General features: G+C 61.2%; 17 protein-coding genes. 8 read left to right on the forward strand and 9 right to left on the reverse strand.

Translation table 11 applies throughout. The features are described from left to right. Positions 1-104 precede the first annotated feature (104 nt). Complete coding sequence (locus SFA35_RS11665) at positions 105-5,342, forward strand: autotransporter domain-containing protein (protein WP_320578462.1); 5,238 nt, start codon at positions 105-107, stop codon at positions 5,340-5,342. Positions 5,343-5,484: 142 nt separating this feature from the next. Here the strand turns inward: SFA35_RS11665 and SFA35_RS11670 are convergent, their stop codons facing one another. Then, a complete protein-coding gene (locus SFA35_RS11670; RefSeq protein WP_320578464.1) occupies positions 5,485-6,867 on the reverse strand; it encodes a hypothetical protein in 1,383 nt (460 codons plus the stop codon). After that, positions 6,839-7,876 carry a hypothetical protein gene (locus SFA35_RS11675; protein ID WP_320578466.1) on the reverse strand — a complete coding sequence of 346 codons (1,038 nt, stop codon included), beginning with the start codon at positions 7,874-7,876 and terminating at the stop codon, positions 6,839-6,841. The genes SFA35_RS11670 and SFA35_RS11675 overlap by 29 nt, the downstream gene beginning before the upstream one ends. An 810-nt stretch (positions 7,877-8,686) precedes the next feature. Here SFA35_RS11675 and SFA35_RS11680 point away from each other — a divergent pair. The 4 genes from SFA35_RS11680 (at position 8,687) to SFA35_RS11695 (ending at position 12,421) form a co-directional block, all read left to right on the forward strand. Further along, the gene (locus SFA35_RS11680) at positions 8,687-9,661 is read left to right on the forward strand and encodes a quinone oxidoreductase (protein WP_320578469.1); all 975 of its coding nucleotides are present in this window, start codon (positions 8,687-8,689) and stop codon (positions 9,659-9,661) included. Next, the gene (locus tag SFA35_RS11685) at positions 9,658-10,593 is read left to right on the forward strand and encodes a LysR family transcriptional regulator (RefSeq protein ID WP_320578471.1); all 936 of its coding nucleotides are present in this window, start codon (positions 9,658-9,660) and stop codon (positions 10,591-10,593) included. The genes SFA35_RS11680 and SFA35_RS11685 overlap by 4 nt, the downstream gene beginning before the upstream one ends. Before the next feature lie 32 nt (positions 10,594-10,625). Further along, positions 10,626-11,549, forward strand: a complete 924-nt coding sequence (rarD, locus tag SFA35_RS11690) for an EamA family transporter RarD (protein WP_320578473.1) — start codon at positions 10,626-10,628, stop codon at positions 11,547-11,549. Positions 11,550-11,683: 134 nt separating this feature from the next. Then, on the forward strand, positions 11,684-12,421 hold the full coding sequence (locus tag SFA35_RS11695; protein ID WP_320578475.1) for an NAD(P)H-dependent oxidoreductase: 738 nt from the start codon (positions 11,684-11,686) through the stop codon (positions 12,419-12,421). Positions 12,422-12,605: 184 nt separating this feature from the next. On the opposite strand, the gene SFA35_RS11700 is transcribed toward SFA35_RS11695, so the two are convergent. The 5 genes from SFA35_RS11700 to SFA35_RS11720 all read right to left on the reverse strand — a co-directional run bounded on the left by SFA35_RS11700 (position 12,606) and on the right by SFA35_RS11720 (position 16,235). Next, positions 12,606-12,806, reverse strand: coding sequence for an NAD(P)-binding protein (locus SFA35_RS11700; RefSeq protein WP_320578477.1), 201 nt, complete (start codon positions 12,804-12,806; stop codon positions 12,606-12,608). A gap of 3 nt (positions 12,807-12,809) precedes the next feature. Further along, positions 12,810-13,541, reverse strand: a complete 732-nt coding sequence (locus SFA35_RS11705; protein WP_320578479.1) for a pirin family protein — start codon at positions 13,539-13,541, stop codon at positions 12,810-12,812. A 137-nt stretch (positions 13,542-13,678) separates the two neighbouring features. After that, complete coding sequence (locus SFA35_RS11710) at positions 13,679-14,263, reverse strand: isochorismatase family protein (protein WP_320578481.1); 585 nt, start codon at positions 14,261-14,263, stop codon at positions 13,679-13,681. A 57-nt stretch (positions 14,264-14,320) separates the two neighbouring features. Beyond that, complete coding sequence (locus tag SFA35_RS11715; RefSeq protein ID WP_320578484.1) at positions 14,321-15,160, reverse strand: pirin family protein; 840 nt, start codon at positions 15,158-15,160, stop codon at positions 14,321-14,323. 10 nt (positions 15,161-15,170) lie between these two features. Further along, complete coding sequence (locus SFA35_RS11720; protein ID WP_320578486.1) at positions 15,171-16,235, reverse strand: alkene reductase; 1,065 nt, start codon at positions 16,233-16,235, stop codon at positions 15,171-15,173. A 100-nt stretch (positions 16,236-16,335) separates the two neighbouring features. Here SFA35_RS11720 and SFA35_RS11725 point away from each other — a divergent pair, with 100 nt between their 5' ends. Beyond that, positions 16,336-17,217: a LysR family transcriptional regulator gene (locus SFA35_RS11725; RefSeq protein ID WP_320578488.1), complete on the forward strand. Its 882-nt coding sequence runs from the start codon at positions 16,336-16,338 to the stop codon at positions 17,215-17,217. A 77-nt stretch (positions 17,218-17,294) separates the two neighbouring features. Here SFA35_RS11725 and SFA35_RS11730 read toward each other — a convergent pair whose 3' ends face one another. After that, complete coding sequence (locus SFA35_RS11730; RefSeq protein ID WP_320578489.1) at positions 17,295-17,792, reverse strand: HIT family protein; 498 nt, start codon at positions 17,790-17,792, stop codon at positions 17,295-17,297. Between the two features lie 73 nt (positions 17,793-17,865). Further along, the gene (locus tag SFA35_RS11735) at positions 17,866-18,159 is read right to left on the reverse strand and encodes a hypothetical protein (RefSeq protein WP_320578493.1); all 294 of its coding nucleotides are present in this window, start codon (positions 18,157-18,159) and stop codon (positions 17,866-17,868) included. Between the two features lie 383 nt (positions 18,160-18,542). On the opposite strand from SFA35_RS11735, the gene SFA35_RS11740 reads away from it, so the two are divergent. Next, complete coding sequence (locus tag SFA35_RS11740) at positions 18,543-18,791, forward strand: hypothetical protein (protein ID WP_320578495.1); 249 nt, start codon at positions 18,543-18,545, stop codon at positions 18,789-18,791. A gap of 117 nt (positions 18,792-18,908) precedes the next feature. Beyond that, on the forward strand, positions 18,909-21,539 hold the full coding sequence (locus SFA35_RS11745) for a GAF domain-containing protein (RefSeq protein ID WP_320578507.1): 2,631 nt from the start codon (positions 18,909-18,911) through the stop codon (positions 21,537-21,539). Positions 21,540-21,610 lie beyond the last annotated feature (71 nt).

The following is a 21,610-nucleotide window of genomic DNA, read 5'->3' on the forward strand; positions in this document are numbered from 1 at the left end:
CGCTGTTTACAGATATGGAAATATTCTTCGTCAGTCCTTTGACAACCTCCGAGGCCCCAGCTATCACTGTATCCGCCCCGTGACATCGCCAAGGACGCCCCGCCATGAACAGAACCCATCGCGTGCTCTGGAGCGACAGCCTTCAGGCTTTCGTCGTGACCTCGGAACATAGCAAGACCCGCGGCAAACCCGGCAGCACGCGCAAGGCACTGGCGACGGCGGTTGCGCTGGGACTGGGCAGCCTGATGGGTAGCCAGGCATTCGCCGCCGGCAGTTGCGCCAACGGCGGCGCCAGTGTGATTCGCCAACCCGTCACCATCACCTGCACCCTGGCCAGCGGCGGCACGTTGAACGTCAACACCACCGGCGCGATCACAGTCGCGTCCGGGCCGGCCGTGCTGCTTGGCCAGGCCGCGACCACCGTCATCAATGGCAGCGTCAACGACGCCCTGTTGGTGCGCAACGCCGGGCAGTTGAGCGGCGACGACGGCATCCTGCTCGACCACACCGCCGCCAGCGGGCTGATCAGCAATGCCGCCGGCGGGGTCATCCACAGCGACGCCGGGGCCGGGGTGCTGGTCAGCCAGTCGGCGCTGGATGGCCGGATCATCAACGCCGGGGTCATCCGCACCGAAAGCGGTACCGGCATCCAGGTGCTCGACTCGGCGGTGGCCGGCGACCTGGACAACCGCAACGCCATCTCCTCCACCGTCGGCATCGGCGTGCTCGGCTCCAGCATCGGCGGCTCGATCCTCGATCGTGGCAACATCAACAGCGACGGCTATGCGATCGACGTCGAGCAGAGCAGCATTGCCGGCAGCCTCGGCGTGCAGGGCAGCGCTGCAGGCGGGCAGGGCGCCATTCGGCTGAGCCAGGACGCGCTGGGCGGCACCTTGACCAACAGTGGCAGCCTCTGGTCACAGCAAACCGCCGTGGCCCTGGACCGCACCCTCGTGCAGGGCAATATCGGCAACAGCGGTACCATCGCCGGCAGCACCGGCCTGGCGGTGGAACAGGGCGGCTTTCGCAGCTTCGCCAACAGCGGCAGCATCACCGGCAACGACTTCGCCGTGCAGATCAGCCAGGCCCAGGTGACCGGCGGCATCAGCAACAGCGGCCTGCTGGCGATCGTCGCGCCGAACTGGGCCGGCGCGCCCAATCCGAACATCGGCACCGGCCTGGACATCGAGCTGTCCAGCGTGGCCAAGGACATCGTCAACTCGGGCACCATCAGCGGCGGCAGCCAGGGCGGCGCCGGGGTCAAGATCGGCGGGTCGGGGCTGGCCGGCAATATCCTCAACAGCGGCACCATCAGCGGCCAGGACCTGGGGCTGCACCTGTTCAGCAGCAGCCTCAAGGGCTCCATCGTCAACGACGGGGTCATCACCGCCAACACGGCCTTCAGCGGCACCACCGGCACCGCGCTGCGCCTGACCGGTGACGTGGTCGGCGGCAGCGTGGTCAACAACGGCCTGCTGGGCGGCTGGAACACCGGCCTGCAACTGGACCGCAACCTGATCAAGGGCGACGTGATCAACACCGGCACCATCTTCGGCAACCTGAATGCCGGCGTGCTGCTGACCTACACCGACGTCGATGGCGACCTGCACAACAGCGCCAGCGTCATCGGCGGCCTGCAGGACGGCATCCGCCTGGAAAACAGCAGCCTGAGCGGGGGCAGCCTGATCAACGATGGCTTCGTCGGCGGCTGGCGCGGCATCGTGCTGCAGAGCGCCAGTGTCGCCAAGGACCTGGTCAACACCGCGCGGGTGCAGGTGTCCACTGCCGCCATCGAACTGGATGGCAGCCGCGTGGGCGGTGCACTGATCAACAGCGGTTCGCTGTCGGGGCATTCGCTGGGCGTGCTGTACGTCAACGACCATTCGAGTGTCGGCAACGGCATCACCAACAGCGGCAGCATCAGCAACGCGGCTGGCGGAGCGGCGATTCTGCTACAGGATTCACAGGTGCTGGACGGCGGCATCGTCAACACTGGTAGCGCGAGCGGCTCTGGCGGCGGCTTGCTGGTGCAGGGCAGCACCGTCATCGGCGGCATCGCCAACGCCGGCACGATCGACGGCGGCAACGCCTCGGTCAACGGCAACGACGGCCTGCGCCTGAACGCCAGCACGCTGATCGGCGACTTGAGCAACGTCGACGGCGGCACCATCAGCGGCCGCACCGCCATTGCCATCGGCAACAGCACCCTGGCCGGCGATCTGTACAACGCCGGGACCATCACCAGCCCGACGCTGGGCGTGCACCTGTACAGCAGCAGCCTGCTCGGCTCGATCGTCAACTCTGGGCAGATCACGGCGAACCCGGATCTGGTAGGGCAGACCGGTACCGGGATGCTCCTGAGCGCCAGCGTCATCGGCGGCTCGATCCGCAACAACGGTTCGATCTTCGGCTGGAACACCGGCCTTGAGGTCGACAACAGCCAGGTCACCGGCAGCCTGATCAACAGCGGCTCGCTCTTCGGCGATTTCAATGCCGGGCTTGCGGTGACCAACAGCACCATCGCCGGCGACCTGCAAAACAGCGGCCGGATCAACGGCGGGCTGATGGACATGATCCGCCTTCAGGGCAGCACCGTGGGTGGCAGCCTGATCAACACCGGTTACCTGACCGGCGCCGGCCGCGGCATGGCGCTGCTCGATTCCTCGGTCGGCCAGGACGTGGTCAACAGCGGCAGCATGGCGCTGGGCACCTATGGCATCCAGATCGACCACAGCCAGGTCGGCGGCACCGTCAGCAACTCGGGGTCCATCTCCGGGCATTCCACGGCCATCCTTTACGTCAGCAACGGCTCGACAATCGGCAACGGTATCGTCAACAGCGGCTCGCTGGTCAACTCATCCGGCGGCGCGGCGATTGCCGTGCAGGACTCGCAGATACTCGCCGGTGGCATCAACAACAGCGGCAATGCCTTGGGCGTGCGCGGCGGGCTGGTGGTCAATGGCAGCACCCTGGCCGGTGGCATCAGCAACAGCGGCCTGATCAGCGGCGACTACAACGGCGCTGGCGGCACCGGCGGCAACATGAATGTCGGCACCGGCGCCATCGAGCTGAACAACAGCACCCTGAGCGGCGGTTTCTCCAACAGCGGCACGGTGCAGAGCGCCGACGCGCTGATCCGTGGCAACAATGGCCTGTCTGTGAGCCAGAGCGTGATCAATGGCACGCTGGTCAACAGCGGCAGCATCACCGGCCATGACGGCATCAGCCTCGACCATTCGACCGTCAATGGCGACCTGGTCAACAGCGGCCTGCTCAGTGGCTACATCGCGCCGATCAACCTCAATGCCAGCGTGATCAACGGCAGCCTGGTCAATAGCGGCAATACCTTCGGCCTGACCTCGTTCTGGCTGCAAGGCAGCACCATCAGCGGCTCGGTGCAGAACAGCGCCAGCATGAGCGGCGGATTCCAGGGGCTGGTGGTGCGCGACACGGTGATCGGCGGCGACCTGATCAACTCCGGGGCGATTGGCGCGCACCTGGACGAGAACGAGATCAGCAACAGCTCGCTGCACGCCATCGTCAACTCCGGCAGCCTGTATGGCTACGACAATGGCTTGTCGATCCAGGGCAGCCAGGTCAGCGGCGGCATCGTCAACTCCGGGACCATTTCGGGGAGCGGGGTGGGCGTCAACATCGGCAACAGCACAGTCGCCAGCTTCGTCAACAGCGGCACCCTGAGCGGCTTCAACTACGCCCTGTTGGCCGACGCCAGCCTGCAGCAGCTGACCATCACCGGCGCCAACACCGCGGTGTTCTCCGGCGCGGTTCAGGCCCCTGAAACCCACGTGAGCATCGCCGAAGGCGCCGCCTACACCATGAACGCCGGCAACCTGTTCACCGTCGCCGACTTCACCAACTACGGCACCCTGACCCTGGCCTCCAACGCCACCGGCACCATCGCCGGCAACTACATCCAGGACGCCAACGGCACCTTGAGCACCCAGGCGGTCAACGCCACCACCTTCGGCAAGCTCAACGTCACCGGCACCGCCACCCTGCCGGACCAGGCCAAATTCAATGTCGACGTGGTCGACAGCGGCCAGTCGTTCAACGGCGCCACCCTGAACAACGTGCTCAGCGCCGGCACCCTGAACTCCAACGGCACCTACGCGGTGACCAGCAATTCGGCGCTGTACAACTTCAGCGGCGTCAAGGACGGCAACAGCGTCGACCTGGTCGCCTCGCCCAAATCCACCAGCGCCGTGACCCAGGCCCTGCAGAGCAGCGGCGCCAGCACCAACCTCAGCGCCGCCCGCGTGCTCGACAGCGCCATCGCCAGCAACAGCAGCCTGACGCCGTTCTTCGTCGGCGCCACCAGCGGCGCCGGCGTCGCCAGCGCGGTCTCGCAGACCCTGCCGTCCAACGCCGTGGCCGCCAGCCAGGTCAGCCAGTCGACGCTGTCGACCATCACCGACGTGATCCAGTCGCGCATCGACGCCAACACAGGTCTGGCCTCCGGTGACGGGTTCTACGGCGACAAGAACCTGTGGATGAAGCCGTTCGGCTCGTGGATCAACCAGAGCCAGCACGGCAACACCCCGGGCTACGACGCTTCGGTGTACGGCATGGCGTTCGGCGTGGACGCACCGGTCAACGAGCTGACTCGCCTGGGCGTGTCGTTCTCCTACGCCAACGCCGACACCAACAGCAAGGCCGACGTCGCCGCGCAGAGCGCCAAGGTCGACCTGTACCAGCTGATGGGCTACGGCAGCTACACCCTGGCGCCGGACACCGAGCTGAGCTTCCACGCAGGCGTGGGCCAGAACCGCAACGACGGCGAGCGCAACATCAGCCTCAACGGCGTCGGCGGCAAGGCCAAGGCCGACTACGACAGCCGCAGCTTCACCGCAGGCGTGGCCCTGGCCAAGGCCTTCGACCTGAACCCGACCACGCGCTTCATCCCGTCGGTGCGCGCCGACTACACCTGGATGAAGGACGACAGCTACCACGAGAAAGGCAATGCGGCGCTGCAACCGCTGCTGCTGGACGTCGACAAGCACCAGACCGACCAGCTGATTCTTGGCGTCGACGGCAAGCTCAGCCACGAAATCGTCCCGGGCACGCAAGTGACCGGCAACCTCGGGGTGGGCTACGACGTGATCCACGACGACTCGATGCTGACCTCGGCCTATGCCGGCGCGCCCGGGCAGACCTTCAACACCGTGGGGCAGAGCTCCAGCCCGTGGCTGGCGCGCGGTGGTGTCGGCCTGACGACCAAGATTGCCGCCAATGGCACGGAGCTGTCGGTGAACTACGACGCCGAAGCGCGCACCGACTTCACCAACCAGACGGTGTCGTTGAAGTTGAAGATGCCGTTCTGATGCTTCGCGGCCAGGCCGGATGTGGTTGACTCGGCGCAGGAGCAGCCACCGGTGGGAGGGGGCAAAGCCCTCGAGCTTTTGCTCTCGACCCTTGTTCGCACTGAGGCTTGGACTTGCAGATGCAACCCCCCGGTCACACGCGCTACTTGCCCCGCACAGGAGGTGCCGGTACCTGCATCTTCGGCAGCACCGGCGACCAGGGCGTCGAGGCCGGGCCCTGCAGGCTGGCCGCGCTCCAGCCAAGACTCATCCCCAGCACCGCCAGGGTGCCGACGGCCGCCACGACCATGAAGACCCGCTCGGCCCTTGCGCAGGGCTGCGCCACCATCTGCTGGTAGTCCGCCTCGGTCAGGAAGCGGTACAGCCGGGTCTGCCAATCACTGCGCAGCCGCCGTTGCTGGAATATATGGGCCGCGGCAGGGCCGGCAACCAACGCGTAGCAGATGCAGATAATTGTCATGACCAGGCCCACCAGCCAAGGCTGGATGGGTAGATTCAGCTGCGCTGCCGCAAATCCGGTACCCAGGGTCAGAGCGGTGGTAATCGCCAGGGCCGTCTGCCGCGTCGCTTCTGTCGCTCTGGCGGTCTCCTCGCCAACGGCCTTGCGCAGGTCGCTCAACAGCTTCAGCGTATCGCGCGAGACCTGCGACAAGGACAGCTGATAGGCGATGCGAGCATTGTCCAACGCGCTCTCCATGTGCTGGCCAAGGTAGCGGCATGCAAGATCTTCGTCCTGGCCAGACTGGGCAATAGCCACCGCCAGCAGCCCGTGCCTGAGACTCGACTCGGGCGGATTTTCGTAGACCCAGGTCGCCGCCTCCTGCAAGCCTTGCAGGCCCGGGGCGGGTCCCGACAAGGTTTCCAGGCCAATGCGGGTCAGTTTCAGGCGCGGTGGCCCGTGGAAGATCAGGCCGTGGTCATGGCCATCGATCTCATTGGCAAGGCTGCTGGCCAGGGCGTCGAAGGCATGAAACGACCAGATCCGGTGTGAGGGGTCACTTGGCTGCGTCGCCGCATCCGGGCTCAAGAGCCACGGCCGGATGTCAGCAGGCACCCTGCGCTCCAGGCGTGTTTCCTTGACCAGCCGACGGGGTGACACCAGCGCCTGGCTGGCCGGGCAGGGCGCTACCGAAGCCCAGTCCGTTAAGAGCCGCCCCCGGGTACAGAGGGGAGTGCGCAAGCCAGCCACACGCCAGGTGCCCGCGCCATGCCCGCGTGTCAGCCATTGATGCAAGCCGGCGCCGGTCAGGATGAACAAGACACCCGGCGCAGCCAGGGGTTTGCTCAGGTCCAGGCGAAACGGCGCAAAGTCTTCGGTGATGTCCTCTGGCTGGACCGGATTGTGCTCGCTGTCGAACACGGCATGCTGCCAACCCAGCTGTTGACTCAGGCGCATGACGCCAAGGACGTCGGCTGCGGCCATGAGCGAAACCGTGACCAGCTGCTCACTCTCGGTGACCAGGGCAGCATTGCGCTGCGCAAGGCCGTCGAGCCACTCAGCGAGCTCGATCGGCGACAATGTCATCGTCGGTCACTTTGCAGGTGTCAATGATGATCTGCTCGCCGCCGGCTACCGTGACGCGCTTGACCAGCGCGGCCTTGCCGTCCGGGAAGAATACGCTCACCCCCTCGGCCGTACGCAGGCGTCTTGTCGCAGGTCGCGCCAACACCTGGCGGTCGGGCACGAAGCTCAGGTTGTCGAGCTTCTGTTTCTTGATCCTGCGCTTGGTGGCGTTCTCCAGGCGCTTGCGCAGTTTGTCATCCTGCGGGTTGCCGGCGGCGAAGATCACCGCCTCGACCAACGCCTTCTGATTGATGAAGGTGCGGGTGGCCAGCAGATCCTTGGCCTGCGCCAGCGCCCTGGGCAGGCCACCCTTGGGCAGGTCGGCCTTGCACGAGGCCAGGGCCGTCTTGACCACATCGAGCGCGCGCGCACTCAGCTCTTCGTTGGAGCGACAGCGCGTCACGGCGAGAAAACGCGCGAAGTACTCGGTGATTTCCGGCGGATGCTTCATTCGATCGCGAGCGGCCACCGCCCCATCGGCGACCCCATTGACCACTCGGATCAAGGCGCTTTTCTGCACGGCCCGCTTGTCGTCGACGAAGGCATTGACGATTCGGCGCAACATGCCATCGGGATCCTGACTGTCCTGTTCCAGCGCCTCGCGGTAGTCGTACTTGATCAGGCTGTAGATCGAGGTATCCGGGTCCAGGGTGCGCAGCTCGAACAGGAACAACGCGCCGTCGGCGCTGCCCGCCACGTGCTGGCGAGCGAAGCTGGCCGCCAGACTCTGAGCGCCGGGCTCGAAGGCTACCCGTCGGCTGGCGATGCCCTCCAGTTGGCGCTGGGTGGCCGAGTTGTCATCGAAGGCCCACACCGGGTCCACCGCCGTTTCCACGATCTTGTCGATGAAAAAACGCTCATGCTCGACCTTGCGCGCCCTGGCGGCCTGGAAAGGCTCGGGCCCCACCACATGCAGAATCATGTTGCTGATGCGCAAGGATGCTTTTTCCTTGTCGGTGAAAAATCCCACTGCTCGCTCCTCATGACAGCTGCCCTAGTGCGGGGCGTCACTGCCAAGTCCATGAATGGGGCCACTTGGGCCTGCAGTCCTATGGTCGGGGCTTTGGGGGGCTGCGTAACAGGGAACTTTTCCGAAAGACAGCTGGGAAAATTCCTACAAATCGGCGTCGGGAGGAAGGGGCTGGTGGGCGGTGTGTGGTACCTGGCCTGTCGGCCACCGTATCAGGGGAGATGGTCAGCTGCTTGGCGTTGAGCATCAGCTAGCCGGGCAGTGAGCTGTCAGTGCCCAAAGCTTCCAGCTTTTGTTGTCGTCAGTTGGATGTCCGTAGTGTCCGGAGTGTCGCGTGGTCTTCCGGTGTCTCGCGGTAGAATGCAAGGGCCGGATGCTGGCGAAAGTCTGCTCTTGGCCGAAAGCGGACGGCCGTCATAGGCGGCTCCTGACCCAAAGCAGACTCTGAGCGGGATCTTGGTTACAACCTGAAGTTAGGAGCGCCGCTTGCTGATCGGCGCCCACCATGACGCTCGTGCGCTGGGCGCGATTGAATCCGTCTCTTTCATCTCCCCCATCAAGCCTCGGGCGATGAATCGGAGTGGGGCCTATATGGACACCGCTCGCGGCTACCCACGTCGCGAGCCGGCAAGATCGAGCAGCGGAAGCTGCATCTCGATGGCTCAATGCCTAAGCAGTGCAACAAGTATTCAATGGTCGTGTAGATCATTGCTGCATTTGGTGCAGCTATACGATGCAATTAGTCTATCTTGTATGCGTAGGAATGAGTTTCCATACTGATCGTGATTTCTGACCAAGTGGAGCAAAGCCGTGGCCCAAGCAATCCGTTTTGATCACCATGGGGAACCGTCCGTTCTATCCATTGAACCAGTGACTGTGCGGGCTCCGGGAGCTAATGAAGCTCTCATCAAACATGAGGCCATTGGAGTCAATTACCTCGATGTGACACAACGCAGTGGTGCTGTGAAGGTGCCCCTTCCTTCTGGCCTAGGCCTTGAAGGCGCAGGCACTGTTGTGTCGGTAGGTTCGGGTGTTACGAATGTTCGGCCAGGTGACCGGGTGGCCTATGCGACTGGCCCGCTAGGCGGCTATGCAACGGAACGGCTTTATCCAGCTGAACGACTGGTCAAGGTTCCCGACGGAATAACCTTTGCGGAGGCCGCCGCTGTGCTGTTCAAGGGTATTACGGCTCAGTACCTGCTCAAATCAACATATCCTGTGGGCGCAAGCACGACAGTGCTGCTGTATGGCATAGCTGGAGGCCTTGGCCAAATCATGGGGCAATGGGCCAAGCACCTGGGGGCTTTCGTCATTGGCGTCGTCTCCAAGCCAGAAAGCATTGAGCGTGCTCGATCTGTGGGATGTGATGAGGTGCTGGTGTTCGATCCCCAGACGCTTGCGTCAGATGTTGCAAAAATTACCCAAGGACGCAAGGTCGACGTCGTTTACGATCCTATTGGCAGAATCTCTTTCGAGGCTTCTCTGGACAGTCTTAGGCCTCGCGGGTTGATGGTGTCGTTTGGGGCATCATCGGGTGCGCCATCTGCAGTGGAAATTTCGACCCTTAACACCAAGGGGTCTCTGTTTCTAACGCGTCCCTCTATTGTTGCGCACACCGCTTCCACAGCTGAATACCAAGATCGCGCCGCTGATGTATTTGCAGCGGTCGAGGCAGGTATCATCACACCCCGCATCTGGAACACCTATTCACTTGCCGACGCTGTGGCGGCACACGAAGCGCTCGAAACGGGAAAATCAGTAGGGGCGATTGTGCTAACGCCATGAGCTTTGACGCCCTTGATAGTCAGCATAGTGATGAGATAGCAGCCTTTCTTGCGGTGGCTGGCCAAGGCTCTTTCGTGGCCGCTGGGAAATTGCTACAACGTCATCCGACGATAATCTCCAAGCGCCTGGCCGCGATGGAAAAGCGGCTGGGTGTTCGCCTCATGGAACGTTCTACTCGCCAAGTCCGCATTACAGAAGTGGGTGCAAAGCTTGAGCAGCGGTTGAGGTCTGCGCTTGGACTGATTGCTGACGCTGAGCAGGAAGCCACTTCTGGTGCGACGGAAGTCCGTGGGTTATTGCGATTGACGTTACCGGCCGCTATGGGCAGGTTGTGGCTGGGTCCAATGCTGCCAGATTTCCTACGCTCACATCCCGGTGTCTCAATCGTCGCGGATTACAGTGAGCACGTGGTCGATATCATTGAACAAGGTTACGACATCGCCGTACGTATAGGTGAGCTTGAGGACAGCAGACTGATCGCGACTAAGCTTTGTGATCACCATCGTATCTTGTGCGCTTCCCCTGCGTATCTCGACAAGTTCGGTTTACCTCACGCACCGAGAGACCTCGCCAGTCATAACTGCCTTCGCTTCAGCGGCCTTGCATCCTTTCCTGAATGGAGATTGCACCAAGCAGACCGTCAGGAAACTGTGATGACCCGGGGGTCGTTGACCTCGAACGACAGTGAGACTCTCTTGGCGGCCGCTTTAGCAGGGCATGGAATTCTAGGCGCTGGCGAGTGGCTAATGAGCCGTCAAATTGCCTCTGGGGATCTTGTCCGCGTGCTGCCCGAATGGCGGCTCGATCCTGTGGGTGGGGTTTACCTGGTGAGGCCGTCGTCGAAATTTTCTTCCGCCACGGTGCTTGCGTTCAAAGGCTGGATTGAATCTAAATTTTCAAGCGCGCCGCCCTGGGTAATAACCCCACGGTAATCACGCTTCAGCCAAGTTCAAGAGGAGGCACCTTGTTAAAAGGCGTTAGTTTATCTGTTGCGTCATCTGCAATTTTTGCAGGTCTGTATTTCTACGCGACGTTGCTCCACCCACTCGATGGCCAGGCAATATTTGGATGGCGGATGCTGTTAATGCTTCCCGTCATCACGTTATTTTTGATCCTCTCCAAGGACTGGGGCAACGTAGTTGAACTATGCAAGCGCATTCGAACCGACCCGGCATTATTTCCACTGCTGTGCATAAGCAGTGCGCTATTGGGAACCCAGCAGTGGCTGTTTATGTGGGCACCTCTCAATGGCCATGGCCTGGATGTATCATTAGGTTATTTTCTCTTGCCGCTTGTGATGTTGTTCGTTGGACGTATTGCCTATGGCGAGCATCTCACCAGCCTGCAGAAATTTGCGGCTCTCTGCGCCGCGGTAGGCGTAGCGAATGAGATCTATCAAGTCGGTGGTATCTCATGGCCCACGCTAGTGGTCGCGATCGGATTTCCTCTCTATTTCCTTTTGCGCCGGCGTCTGCGGTCCGCTCATACCGGAGGGCTCTGGTTCGATATTCTCCTGACTTTTCCAGTTGCCGCCTATTTCGCCTTTGAGCACGGCGCAGGCATCAGTGCCGTCGTAGAAGAACCCCGTCTGTATCTGCTGATGCCTCTCCTAGCGATCATCAGCGCCGCCGGATTCATTTGTTACACCGTGGCTAGTAAGCTCTTACCGTTCAGCCTGTTTGGGCTTTTGGGGTACGTGGAACCGGTGTTGATGGTAGGCGTGGCGCTTATGCTAGGTGAGCAAATCCAAACGGAGGAATGGATGACGTTTTTGCCGATATGGCTCGCGGTCGGTGTGTTGGTATGCGAGGGGCTACGTCATTTAACGAGTATATCCATTCGCCAAAAATTACCTCGGAACGGTTCTGGCGTGAAGTGTGAAGGGTGAAAAAATGAGATTAACGCCACGGAGCCGATGGCAACATAAGTAGGTTTACTGATCAACAGCAGGAGCTCAGAGACATGGGCGTTTGGTAAAGACGCTTTGTAGATCACCCTGACATGAACTACACAGGTATCGAGATGAACGTGCTTATCGTCCTGGCTCACCCGGAGCCTCAATCCTTCAACGCGGCACTGAACAGTACCGCCGTCGACACCCTGCAGAAAGGTGGGCACGAAGTGACTATCAGTGACTTGTATGCTATGGGTTGGCAGGCTGCACTGGGTGGTGATGATTTCGTCGGCGAGCGTGCAGACAAGCGTTACTTGAATCTTCCTCGCGAGCAAGAACATGCATTTGCCCACAATACCTTCGCGGCGCAGATCAAGGCCGAGCAGGACAAGGTCAGCCGAGCCGACTTAGTCCTGTTTCACTTCCCGGTCTGGTGGTTCTCGATGCCGGGGATCCTCAAAGATTGGGTGGACAGAGTTTTTGCGCGGGGATTCGCCTACTCCACCGGCACGGCTTCATCGCTGTATGAACCAAATGGCATCGACGGCGACCTGCACCACATTCTCTGGCCGATCCACAACGGAATATTGGCTTACACAGGCTTCACCGTACTGCCGCCGTTTACGGCCTGGATGCCGGCCAGCGTCACCGAGCATGAGCGCCAGGACTATCTGACCGGGTATGCCGAGCAACTCAACTGCCTCGACAGCCTGCAGCCCCTATATTTCCACCCCTGGGAAGATTATGACGATTCGCAACGGCTCAAGCCCGGGGTGATTGCCAAATCGGGCGTGCAGTGGAACCCGCGGGCTGAACAGAACAAAGTGCAAGCGTGGTCGGAGTTCACCCCTGAGGATAAGCATTAAGCCGGTCTCGCCGCTACATCACCGCTGTCCCTCAGTGCACGACCGGCTGCTTTCGACCCAAAGCGGACACTGACAGTTAAACACTCTGTCCGCTTCTCGTCATGCTCGAGCGAGATGCACATACTCGTTGCTAATATTCATTGAGTGCTTCACCAAGCCTTTAATGAATGGCAGTCGAGCCTGCTCATAACGCGCAAGCACAGTAGCAAATGTTTCTCCGGGGCTTCGCCTCGCCAGCAGATACGCCACGGTCGAAGCGTCCTCCATTCCAGTCAAAAGCCTGTTCAAGTACACGAACCCTCAAACCTGATGCTGCGCAGGCGAGCGCCAGGGTGAGTCCGGCGAGTGAGCCGCCGATGATGGTGATCTCTTCGTCCGAAGCCATTGATCAAGTTCCGCTGATGGTTCCAGCCAGGGAATAGGGTGCTGTCATGTCGACCAGAAACAGCACGAGCGAGCTGTCCCCCTCCGCCTGGATGGAGGGCAGTGGTGCCTGCGCGGAGCTTACGCCGTCGCCTTTGCCAAGCGAGTGTTCACCCACGGTCACCTCGCCATCCAGCACATATAGCCAGGACACCAGGCCGGGCCGCTCGACCGGCGTTATCTGTTGGTCTGCGTTGAGCACCGTATCGTAGACATAAACCTGGTTGCGGATAATCAAGGGTGCCTCGCTGCCTTCCGGGCCCGCGACCCAACCCCATTCCCCGACCGGAGTGCCTTCAGCGCGTTCCAGAAAATGTACGTGCCCCGACAGGTCGGCCTCACGGGGGCGAACGAAGATCTGAAGCATCTCGACCGCTTCATCGGGGGTGCTTTCTTCATGCCAGAAGCTCTTACCGGCGTTCATCATCATGAGCTTGTTGCGGGAAATCGGGATGATGTTCCCAGCCTTGTCCTCGTGAAGCATGCTGCCTTTCCACATGTAGCTGAGGATCTCGTCGTTCACATGCTCATGCATCTTCACGACTGTGCCGACGCCCAGGGTGGCGTGGTCAAATCCACTGAGTGGCCCCAGCGCCGGGTCTTTGCTGTTGGCATAAGCCAGGCCCGGTTTGACCCGTTCGATGTGAAACGAGCCTTGGCCATGTGTCGTACGTTGTTCGGCGCGGAAAATTTGCATATCAAGCCTCCAGTTTCAGCGATGCTATCGAACACTTCAGCGCATTGACTGCTACTGAACCCCGATGGCGGACACCTTCGACATCATCGGTGTAACCAGAGGCGCCATCAGACAGCGCCTCGGGTTGCCATGGCGTATCAGTCACCAAATGCTTCCATCAACACTTGAACCAACTGACCGCCCTCCGGAGTAGCCCAGCTGCCTGCCAATTCGGCGATCAGCTGGTTGGTCGTGGTAAGGGTCACACCGGCCTTATCCATACGCCGCAAGGCAATGTCGTCAGCCATTTTGGTAGGGGAAGCACCCCCGTCAGCCACGACCTGAACCTCGAAACCACCGCGTACCAGCGACAGCGCTGGATAGACCGTGCAGACATCGTTGGTCACGCCAGCGATGATGAGTTTCTTGCGGCCGGTAGCGTGCACCGCAGCGGCGAAGTTTTCATCGTCCATGGCATTGACGATGCCCAGGCGTTTGATGCGACCGGCGTATTGGTTCGGAAGGATCTCTTCCAGTTCGCTCAGCAGAGGCCCCTGGGCGTGCTCTTCCATGCTGGAAGTCAGCACTACAGGAAGCTTGAGGATGCGAGCGGCCTTGGCGAGCATGAGCGCATTGCGTTTGAGTTCTTCAAACGGCATGGATTTAGCCCAGCCCATGGTGCCGACCTGGTGGTCGATCAGCAGAAGCGCCGCATTGTCGGCACTGAATTTTTCGTACGTCATGGTGATTCTCCTGGCGATTGTGTGAGGGTGGATCGCCTCGATTGGGGATCGTCTGTATCAGTTCACGCTGTGCAGCTTTCCGAATGCGCCGCGTTGATAGCCCGTGACGGCTTTGACCAACGCGTCGGCGGAGGCAAGTGCCAGCGGCCCTTGCCAAAAAACCGGCTGATTCAAAGGCACACCCGAAAACATGACCGCCTTGGCGTTACCCCTTTTTGCAGCCAGCTTCACCAATCGATCTGCGGTCTGGGGCAGGTTCACCGCCGCCTTGGGCTCAGTCAGATCAAAAGACTGGTCGTCCACAGTTATCTCCCCGTCAATTGGCATGACAAAGGCGACATGGCCCTGTGGAACAGAAATCAAGACTTCCCCGCCATCTTCCAGTGAGATGTCCAAAAGGCGTACTTCTGTAGGCACCGTCAGGGGGGAAGCAGCTCCCTCAAAGCTGCCTAGCGGCACGCGAATCTTTGCTCCTGATTTATAGATGACGGGCACGTCTTGAGCTTCGAGACTCAATGCAAACGGCGCAGCGTCCTGTTTCGGCTCTGGCAAATTGATGAATATCTGAAGCATGTGGACTGTCTTGCCGGGTTCAGCCGGAACTTCCTCATGAACGATGCCTTGCCCCGCCGCCGTCCAGTGCAGCCCACCCGGCTGAATCACGTTGCGATTGCCCAGGGAGTCGCGATTGTCGATGCCTGTTTCCGAGTCCAGAAACAGGTAGGAGACTGCCGAAAAACCGGCATGAGGGTGCGGTGGAAACGTCGGCCCGCTGATCCAGGCGTGATCAACACCCAGGAATGGATCAATAGGTTTTGCGTACTGGTCGCCGCGCAGGTTGAAGGCCCTGAATTGGCTGCCATGGTTCATGCGCTGCAAACGTGCACTGGATATCATGACCTTCTCCTCAGGCCCTTTCGGTAAGGGCGGGGTAGTCGATATAGCCTTCAGCGCCAGGGGCGTAGAAGAGGTCTTTGTTCGGGGCGTTCAGGTCGGCATCGGCGCGGAAACGTTCAGGAAGGTCAGGGTTGGCGAGGAAGGCGCCCCCAAACACAACAGCGTCTGCTTTCGTCCCCGCGATCAGCGACTCGGCACTGTCTTTGGTCTGGCCACTGCCGATCAGGTAGCTGCCGTTGAACAGCGGGCGCAGGGCAGTGTGGTAGTCAAACTGGGCACCGAACAGGGCAACGTGCAGGTACGCCAGCTTCAGGTCGCGCAATTGCGTAACGAGATAGGTGTACGTCTCCTGCGGGTCGGCATCAGCGATGTCGTTGAAGTTCATCTCCGGCGAAATCTTGATACCGACGCGATCACCGCCCACCTCGGCGACCATCGCGGCGAGCACTTCCAGCACGAAGCGGGCACGGTTTTCCACGGAACCGCCGTATTGATCGTCGCGCTGGTTGCTGCCGGTAGAAAGGAACTGCTCGGGCAGATAGCCGGACGCGGCATGCAACTCGACGCCATCGAAACCCGCTTCAATCGCCAGACGTGCAGCGTTGCGATACCCCACGACGACGTCTGCAATCTCGGCAACGGTGAGCGCATGCGGGGTGACAAAGTCCTGCAACCCGGTCGCGGTGTAGGTCTGACCCGCTGCCTTGACCGCTGATGGCGCCTGCGGTTGTGCGCCGTCCGGCAGTAGCGAAGGGTGCGACACGCGTCCGCAATGCATCAATTGCATGAAGATCCGACCGCCGCGAGCGTGCACGGCGTTGGTGACCTTCTTCCAGGCCGCCACTTGCTCGGCGGTTTCGATACCCGGCGTGCGGACGTAGCCCTTGCCCATGGCAACCGGGAACACACCTTCACTGATGATGAGACCAGCAGAAGCGCGCTGGAAGTAGTAAGTGGTGACCAGATCGGAAGGTACGCCAGCATCGTCAGAGCGCGAGCGAGTCATTGGCGCCATGACCATACGGTTGGAGAGGGTGTAACGACCTACTTTGACTTCGGAAAAAAGAGAGTTCATTGCGGAGTTCCTCAGTGGTGATGTGCCTATGATTAATCAATCCGTATCCGGGATAAATCCGGTAAAATTGAAATCACTGATCCACTGATGGAGCAATACGTTGGAGTATCTGAATGACATGGCGTTGTTTGTCGAGGTTGTTAAAGTCCGCAGCTTTCGAAAAGCTGCCGAGGGACTGGGCATGCCCAACTCAACGCTTTCAAGGCGAATCAGTGGCCTGGAAAAAGCCATTGGCCTGCGGCTGCTGCATCGCACAACCCGGAAAATTGAACTGACCGAGGCGGGGCACCTGTATTACGAACGCTGCAAGCGGATCGTTGATGAGGCGAGACTCGCTCATGAACAATTGGGAGAGATGCTGGCTCGTCCTAGCGGCCTGTTGCGAGCGTCCCTTCCCGTGGATTTTGCCAATGTCTACCTGGCACCACTTATCGCCGAGTTCGCTCATCAGTACCCTGGCATCAGCTTCGATTTCGACCTCACGCCCCGGCAGGTGGATCTGATCAGCGAACCAGTCGACGTCGTGATCCGCATGGGTGAGCCTCCAGACTCCAATCTGATTGCGCGGAAGTTGGCGAGCTTGCAACGCTTCTTGTACGCCTCACCGCAGTACCTGGAAGTCTCGGGTGAGCCACAATCTCCCCTGGAATTGACTCACCATGAGTGTTTGCGGTTGCGCGGCCCGAGTTCGGATCGCTGGACGCTTGCAGGCAAGGGTGAAACGGAGCAGGTCGATATCGGCGGGCGATTCGAACTCAACAGTGTTGGGATGTTGCGACGTATGGCGTCGTTGGATCTGGGGGTCACTTTGCTCCCAGAGGGCATCGCCGCTCAGGACGTGGCGGAAGGGAAACTGCGAAGGATTCTCCCTGACTGGCAGGGATCACCTGTCTCGGTATATGCCCTGACTGAAACTCGATTGCTTCCTGCCAAAACCCAGCGCTTCATTGAATTTGTGCGCGATAAGCTAGCCACTCAATAGCGAAACCGGATTGCTATGTTAATAGCGGGAGTCCGCTTTGGGTCGATATCGGACAATTCCCAGAACGCCCACCCCACTCATTCATCGCAATGAAAACCAAAGCTGTAACGCAGAACCGCAATGACTTCATCGATCAATGGGCCATCTATGGGTGGCGGATCAGGCCGCTCACAGAATTCTCTCCACACGAACAGCGTCAGCTCTGCACCATCAGTCTGGGGTGAAGCAGCATCGATTGAGCTGAAGTTTTGCAGCAGTCTGTACCTGGCATCGCGCCAGAACATTGCTTCTACCCAGGCATGGATCGGGATGAAGTGAAAGTGAATCGAGTAGCCGGCATCATGACCAAACCGACCGATGTAGAGCCTTCTCGGTTGAAAATTCGCTTCGATAGCCTTCTGGATCATCGCCTGCAGTACGCCCAGCTCAGCCAGTGCTTCGGCAGGCAACGCTGCCAGGGAGTTGGTCATCTGCTCGGCACTGAGCATCAGGTAGCCGGGCAGGGTGCTGTCGATGCGGTGGTTGACCGTCCAGTACAGGGTCTCGTGGATGATGTAGCGCGCTGGTATTTCCATGAAGTGGCCTTGACGCAAGGGTGGCGCAGTTTATCAGGCGAATCCGTTGCCACCCTGACCCTGTTTCAAGGTGTCAAAGCTCAGGTGTCTGCAGGGGGCGCCAGATCACGCTGATATCCCTGCACTCTATCAGCCACAGCGCCTGTGCCAGCTCAATTTCGTGGATGACTTGGCCGTGATCAGCGGCCCGAACTTCATCATAACGCCAGTCCCCATGATGAGAGGCGTTGCCGGCCATCTGATATCTACTGACCCCTTCGTAGTGAATATCAATGTAACCGTCGTGATAGGCTCCCAGCAGGGTCAGTTGAATCGAGAGTGTTCGGTGCTGGTGGCGGTCACCGCTGCCTTGCTCGGTGATGCGCAAAGATTCGACCCAAGCATCATGCGGGCATTGGGAATGCTGAGGGTCGTAATGCCAATCCGCCGTCGCAAACGCGTATGCGCTGGGGGGATCAGGCCTTTGAGGCCCTCAAGGTAGGATTCGTAGGCTGCCCACTGCAACCGTTGCTGCTGAAGGTCGGCATCTCGAAGGTCAGCGGTCAGGATGAACATCGTCTGTCTCAGTAAGGTGGCTTCGCCCTACGCTACGGGTGCACGGGTTTTCTGTCGAGGGCTGCTTCTGGCATGAAGCAGCCTTTGCCCCGGCGAGCGGCTGCAGACCATCGTTGCAATGATGCAAGACAATGCGCGCCCACCGCCTATCGGCCTCCTGGCTGACCAGACAGTCTCAGAGACGAGGAACAAGACATGGAATATCGGCTGCAGATTGCTTCGGACGTGATTCGTGATGGTTTGGGGGTAGAGCTCATCGACGCCACCCATCGAGTCTGCGCCGAGGTCTTCAGGTGCGACGCTGACAACACATTGAAAATATCGCTATTCGCTGAAGATCTGCCATTCGTACAGGTTGAACATCTGCTGCTGATCGCCCGAAAAGAGTTGGCTCGCTACGAGGACGGCACACCCTTGCCCCCCGCTATCGCTCTCCCCGGTTAATAGCCCGGCTGAATGCCAAGGCCACAGACCTGACCCATCAGTCACCGTATTAAAGTGCCGCCCCGGCGCTTTTTCCGTACACTCGCGCGCAAATTATCGCGGGTCAGTGAAAAGCTCATGCTGGACTTTCTGTTGGGTGGGGGCGAGATGGGCGCGAGCATCCGTGCCCATGACTGGTCCTCCAGCGCCCTGGGCGCGCCGGCCGCCTGGCCGCAATCGTTGCGCTCGGCGCTGAGTATCTGCCTGAACTCGAGTTTTCCCACGGCCATCTATTGGGGGGCGGACCTGTGCCTGCTGTACAACGACGCCTGGGCGCCGATCCCCGGTGAGCGTCACGGCGCGGTACTCGGGCACCCGGCGCGGGAGGTCTGGGCGGATATCTGGGCGGTGGTCGGGCCGCAACTGGCGCAGGTGCAGGCCACCGGCAACGGCTTTTCGACCTTCGACCAATGGCTGCCCATGCTGCGCGACGGCGTGGTCTGCGACACCTGGTGGAATTACAGCTTTACCCCGATCCGTGGCGAGGCCGGCGAGGTCGCCGGCATTTTCAACCAGGGGCACGAGACCACCACCCGCGTGCTCGGCGAGCGTCAGCGCGCGGCAGAGGCGGCGCAGCAGCAGCGCATGTTCGAGCAGGCGCCGGGTTTCATCACGGTGCTCAAGGGCCCGGAGCACGTCTACGAGTTCGTCAACAAGGCCTATCGCAGCCTCTTCGGTGATCGGGACTTCGTTGGCAAGACCATCCGCCAGGTCTTTCCCGAGCTGGTCGGGCAAGGCTTCTATGAGTGGCTGGACCGGGTCTACAGCACCGGCGAGCGGTTCGTCTCCGAGCGCACGCCGATCTGGCTGACCACCCCAGGCCAACCCGCCGAGCAGCGCTACCTGGACTTCATCTACGAGCCGCTGACCGACGAGCAGGGCCGCGTCATCGGTATCTTCTGCGAAGGCCACGACGTCACCGAAGCGCACCTGGCCCGCGCCGCCATGCAAGCCAGCGAGCAGCGCCTGCGCCAGGCCTTGAGTGCGCTGCAGACGCTCAACCGGATCAATACCGTACTGGCGGGGGACCTGGATCTGGAACGGGTGGTGCAGACCGTCACCGATGCCGGGGTCGAGTTGACCGGCGCGCGGTTTGGCGCCTACTTCCACAACCAGCTGGACGAAAGCGGCGAACGCCTGCATCTGTTCACGCTGTCGGGGGCCGACCGCGAGGTCTTCAGCCGGCTGGGCCGGCCGCGGGCGACACAGGTCTTCGCGCCCACCTTCAACAACCTCGGCGTGGTGCGCAGCGACGATATCCAGCAGGACCCGCGCTATGGCCAGGCCGAGCCCCATCGCGGCATGCCCGAGGGCCATTTGCCGGTGCGCAGCTACCTGGCCGTGTCGGTGGTGTCACGCTCCGGGGAAGTGCAGGGCGGTCTGTTCTTCGGCCACCCGCAGCCTGGCCAGTTCACCGCCGAGCATGAACACCTGATGTCCGCGCTGGCCGCCCAGGCGGCCATCGCCATCGACAACGCGCGGTTGTTCCAGCAGGTGCAGGTCGCCAACGAGACCCTTGAGCAACGGGTGGCCGAGCGCAGCAACGAGCTGACCCAGGCCCACGAGGCCTTGCGCCAGGCGCAAAAGATGGAAGCTGTCGGTCAGTTGACCGGCGGCATCGCCCACGACTTCAACAATCTGCTCGCCGGTATCATCGGCAGCCTGGAGTTGCTCGACAAGCGCCTGAGCCAGGGCCGCCACGAGGGCGTCGAGCGCTTCATCAAGGGCGCGCAGACCTCGGCCCAGCGTGCCGCTGCGCTGACTCAGCGCCTGCTGGCGTTCTCACGGCGGCAGACGCTGGACCCCAAACCCACCGACGTCAACCGCCTGGTGTTCGGCATGGAAGACCTGATTCGGCGCACGGTAGGACCGGCGATCAACGTTCACGTACTGGCGGACGACAGTCTGTGGCCCGCGCGCATCGACGCCGCGCAACTGGAAAGTGCCTTGCTCAACCTGGCCATCAACGCTCGTGATGCGATGCCGGCCGGGGGCTGCATCGGTATCCAGACGCGCAACGTCGAACTCGGCGGCCTGGCAGCCAAGGAGCTCGACCTGGTGCCCGGCGACTACTTGTGCCTGGCCGTCAGCGACAGCGGTACCGGGATTGCCGAAGACATCATTGCGCGCATCTTCGACCCGTTCTTCACCACCAAGCCGATTGGCCAGGGCACCGGGTTGGGGCTGTCGATGATTCATGGTTTCGTGCGCCAGTCCGGCGGCCAGGTGCAGGTCCATTCGCGGATCGCCGAAGGCACCACCATGAGCCTGTACCTGCCACGCCACAGCGGCGCGCTGGCCGACGAAGGCGATGCGGCGCACACGCCGTTGACGGCCGGCAGTGGGCAGCAGGTGCTGGTGATCGACGACGAAGAAACGGTGCGCATGTTGATCGTCGAGGTGCTCGAAGAGGCGGGTTACCGGACACTGCAGGCCGACAACGGCCAGGCGGGCCTGGACATCCTGCGCTCCAGCGCGAGGGTCGACCTGCTGGTCAGCGACGTCGGTTTGCCCGGTGGCATGAACGGGCGGCAGGTCGCCGATGCGGCGCGGGTCTTTCGTCCGACGCTCAAGGTGCTGTTCGTGACGGGGTTTGCCGAGTCGGCGGTGCTGGGCAGCGGCAGCCTGGATGCGCGCATGCAGGTGATCACCAAGCCCTTCGTGATGGCCGAGCTGGTGGCTCGGGTTGCCGAGATGATTGACGGCTGAGGCCGGCGAGGGTGGGAGAGGGGGCAGGCCCCCGCGCTTTTGATCAAGGTCAACAGCAAAAGCTCGGGGGC

Source organism: Pseudomonas sp. HR96 (genome assembly GCF_034059295.1).
Classification (GTDB): domain Bacteria; phylum Pseudomonadota; class Gammaproteobacteria; order Pseudomonadales; family Pseudomonadaceae; genus Aquipseudomonas.